Below are 3,719 nucleotides of genomic sequence, written 5' to 3' on the forward strand. Positions count from 1 at the left end.
AGCGCGGCCCCGAGGGCGAGAACGACGCCGCCCTGGTCGGCGCGGGCCTCATCGCGGGCGACTCGATCAACTCCGTCGGGAGGATCTTCCGTGGCTGACCCGACCACCGCCCCCGAGCCCGTCACCCTGGGCGTCGTCACCATCGGCCAGACCCCGCGCGCCGACCTCACCCCCGAACTGCGCGCCTGGCTGCCCGGCGTGCGGATCGTGGAGCGCGGCGCCCTGGACGGCGTCACCCCCGAGCAGATCGCCGAGTGGGCCCCCGCCGAGGGCGACGAGGTCCTCACCACCCGCCTGCGCGACGGCGGCTCCGCGATCGTCGGCCACCACCCCATCGCCCCCAGGGTGCGAGCGGCGGTCGCCGACCTTGAGGAGGCCGGGGTGGACGCCGTCTACCTGGCCTGCACCGGGGAGTTCGGCGAACTGGCGCACCGGGGCCCGGTCCTGCGCCCCGAGTTCATGATCGGCCACGCGGTCGCGGCGATCGCCGCCGGGATGACCACCGTGGGCGTGCTGGTGCCCCTGGAAGAGCAGAGGCGCCACCCCGACACCAAGTACGCCCCCCTGGACGCCGAGGTCGTGGTGGCCGTGGCCACCCCGTACGCCGGCTCACCCGAGGCCGTGGCCGAGGGCCTGCGGTCCGCCGCAGCCGAGTTCAAGGCCGCGGGCGCACAACTGATCGTCGCCGACTGCATCGGCTACACCCAGGCGATGCGCGAGGTCCTGGTGGCGGAACTGAACGTGCCCGTGGTGCTGGCCCGCTCCGTCGTCGCCCGCCTGGCCGCCGAGCTGCTCGACCGGGGAGCGGCGGTATGACCCGCCGCATCGGGGTCATCCGCGTGGTCACCTCCACCGACCTCGACTTCCTGGGGACGCACGGCCGCATCCTGGAAGCCGAACTGGGTGTGGTCACCCGCACCGCCTGCATCCCGGACCAGCCGCGCGGCGTGCACGACGACGAGTCCTTCGCCTTGGCGGACAAGAAAGTCCCCCTCCTGGCCGAGGAGATGGCCCCGCACGTGGACGCCATCGTCATCAGCTGCGCCGCGGACCCCGGCCTGGCAGCCGCCCGCACCCGCGCACCCATCCCCGTCCTGGGCGCGGGCGCCTCGGCCGCCGGAGTCGCCCTGACCCTGGGGGAGCGGGTCGGCGTCCTGGACCTGACCGCCGCCACCCCGCTCTCGGTCACCAGGGTCCTGGGCGACCGCCTGCACGGCGCCATCCAGCCCGACGGCGTCACCGAGACCGCCCACCTGCTCACCGAGCAGGGCAAGCGAGCCAGCCTCGACGCGGGCAGGCGCCTGGTCGACAGCGGCGCCGACGTCCTCCTGCTCGCCTGCACCGGAATGACCACCATCGGCCTGGCCGAACCACTGCGGCGCGCACTGGGCGTCCCGGTCGTGGACGCGGTCCGCACCGCCGGACTCCTCGCCGCCAGGCCCTTCTGACCGCCGGCGACCGTCCACTCGGGACACATCCGCGCGGGCGGTCGCCGGTTCCCCTGGGCTTTCCGCCCTCCCCTTGAACTTTCCCAACCTCCCCCCAGCGTGAGGAGCACGTGCCCATGTCCTGGCGTCACGTCATCGAAATGTCCGACCTGCTCGACTCGCCCTCCGCGAGCGGCAAGGCCGTGGCCGAGGTGCTCAAGTCCCTCGGCGCCACCGAGGTCGAGGTCACCGAGGTCACCGGCGAGGCGGGCGAGACCGAGTTCGTCAAGGTCCTCATCCCCGGCACGAACGGCCGCAGCTCCGGCGGCGACGCGCCCACCCTGGGCATCATCGGCCGCCTCGGCGGCCTCGGCGCCCGCCCCGAGCAGATCGGCTTCGTCTCCGACGGCGACGGCGCCCTCGTCGCCCTCTCCGCCGCCGCGAAGCTGCTCGACGCCGCCGCGAAGGGCGACCGCCTGCCCGGCGACGTCATCGTGAGCACCCACGTCGACCCGGACGCCCCGACCCAGCCGCACGACCCGGTGCCGTTCATGGGCTCCTCGGTCGACATGGCCGTGACCAACTCGGTCGAGGTCTCCGCCGAGATGGACGCGATCGTGTCCGTCGACACCACGCGCGGCAACCGCATCTGCAACCACCGCGGTTTCGCGATCACCCCCACCATCAAGGAGGGCTGGATCCTCCGCGTCTCCGAGTCGCTGCTCGACATCGTCGAGCGCACCTCGGGCCAGAACCCGGTGATCCTGCCCATCACCACGCAGGACATCACCCCGTACGGCAACGACGTCTACCACGTGAACTCGATCGTCCAGCCCACCACCGCCACCCCGGCCCCGGTCGTGGGCGTCGCCCTGACCACCGTGACGGCCGTTCCCGGTTCCGCCACCGGGGCGAGCGACCTCCAGGTCGTCGAGAGCGCCGTCCGCTTCGTCATCGAGACCGCGAAGGACTACGGCCGAGGCATCGCGTCCTTCTACGACCCCGCCGAGTTCGAGCGCCTCACCTCCCTCTACGGCTCCCTCGCCCACCTCCAGACCAAGGGCGCCGAGAGCTGACTTCCCGTTGCGGCGCAAGGGGGACGGCCCAAGCCGTCCCCCGCGCTCGCACGTGCGCGTAATACGCACCCAGGGGTGCCCCGATCGTCCACATGTGACACGGGGCACGCCTCGCGGGCGTGTGTTCTTCACTTCCCCGCCTCTTGATCTTGTTCACCCGAACGGCCCTGTCACGCAGGGTGATGTATCGGAGAAGATTCGTCCCGTTGCGCTGAGTAGCGGCAAAGGCCGCGCTCCAACGGGGAGTCGAACTGCTGTCTGTGATCACCGGTCGCGCGCTGAAGCGCGCCCGTTCCCTGGCTGCCGGTGTGGCCCTGGCTGTGCTGGCCACGGTGGCCCCCGCACTGCCCACCACCACCGCTGCCGCCCAGGCGCAGCACGGACTTCCTGACGCCACAACGGTAGGAGCCTCTCCAGGAGCCCTCCCCCCGGTGGAGCAGACCACCGTGGAGCGCCCCGCCGCCACCCCCGCGAACCCTCCGGCGGCCACCCCCGCCGTCACCACCACCGTGACCGCCGGCGGCACCACCCACGTGCACGCCCCGTACCTGGCGGACTACTCCACCGACCCCACCTTCAGCGTCGGCACCTACAACGGCGGCGCCAACCGCGCCACCGCCTTCCTGCACTTCGACACCGCGGGCTCCACCCTCACCGGCCGCACCATCCTCGACGCGACCTTGTGGCTGTTCAACACCTGGTCCTACTCCTGCGCCCCGCGCCCCGTGCACGTGGACGAGATCACCGCCGACTGGTCGCCGTCCGGCCTGAAGTCCTGGCCCGGCCCCGAACGCGGCCCCGAACTGGGCACCGCCCTCTTCTCCTCCGGCTACCTCGCCGCCTGCGCGGAAGGCGGGGCCTGGCAGCAGATCCCCCTGAACGCCGCGGGCCGCGCCCTGGTCCAGTCCTGGGCCGACGGCGCCCCCAACCGCGGCCTGGCGATCCGCACCGCCGAGGCCGACTCGTACAGCTGGAAGAAGTTCGCGGGCGCGACCAGCACCACCCCGCCCCGCCTGGAGATCACCACCAGCCCCACCCCCCAGCCCACCGCCGCCCCCGACTCGGCCAAGCACAACGGCGCGGTCCCCCCGCGCGCGCCGATCAGCACCGCCGCGACCACCCCGACCCCCACCCCCCACGTCGACCGCGCGAACCCGTTGCCGCGCAACGACACCCCCGAGCTCCCGGTCCACCGGACCGGCGCCCCCGCCACGGC

Annotated in this window: 4 protein-coding genes; all 4 read left to right on the forward strand. The window is 73.1% G+C overall.

What is annotated here, in order from left to right; all coding sequences use genetic code 11:
- Window positions 1-90 precede the first annotated feature (90 nt).
- Window positions 91-816, forward strand: coding sequence for an AroM family protein (locus ACTUAL_RS16365; protein ID WP_440900875.1), 726 nt, complete (start codon window positions 91-93; stop codon window positions 814-816).
- Window positions 813-1,448: an aspartate/glutamate racemase family protein gene (locus tag ACTUAL_RS16370; protein ID WP_440900876.1), complete on the forward strand. Its 636-nt coding sequence runs from the start codon at window positions 813-815 to the stop codon at window positions 1,446-1,448. Before ACTUAL_RS16365 ends, ACTUAL_RS16370 begins: the two co-directional genes overlap by 4 nt.
- Before the next feature lie 116 nt (window positions 1,449-1,564).
- On the forward strand, window positions 1,565-2,503 hold the full coding sequence (locus ACTUAL_RS16375) for a DUF1177 domain-containing protein (protein WP_440900877.1): 939 nt from the start codon (window positions 1,565-1,567) through the stop codon (window positions 2,501-2,503).
- A gap of 431 nt (window positions 2,504-2,934) precedes the next feature.
- Window positions 2,935-3,719, forward strand: a 785-nt coding sequence (locus ACTUAL_RS16380; protein ID WP_440900878.1) for a DNRLRE domain-containing protein, incomplete at its 3' end; no start/stop codon positions are given.

This window comes from Actinosynnema sp., from assembly GCF_052038725.1.

Excerpts from the sequence above, each read along its gene's own strand:
- ACTUAL_RS16370 (WP_440900876.1), top strand. The coding sequence starts at position 813 with ATGACCCGCCGCATCGGGGTCATCCGCGTGGTCACCTCCACCGACCTC.
- ACTUAL_RS16375 (WP_440900877.1), top strand. The coding sequence starts at position 1,565 with ATGTCCTGGCGTCACGTCATCGAAATGTCCGACCTGCTCGACTCGCCC.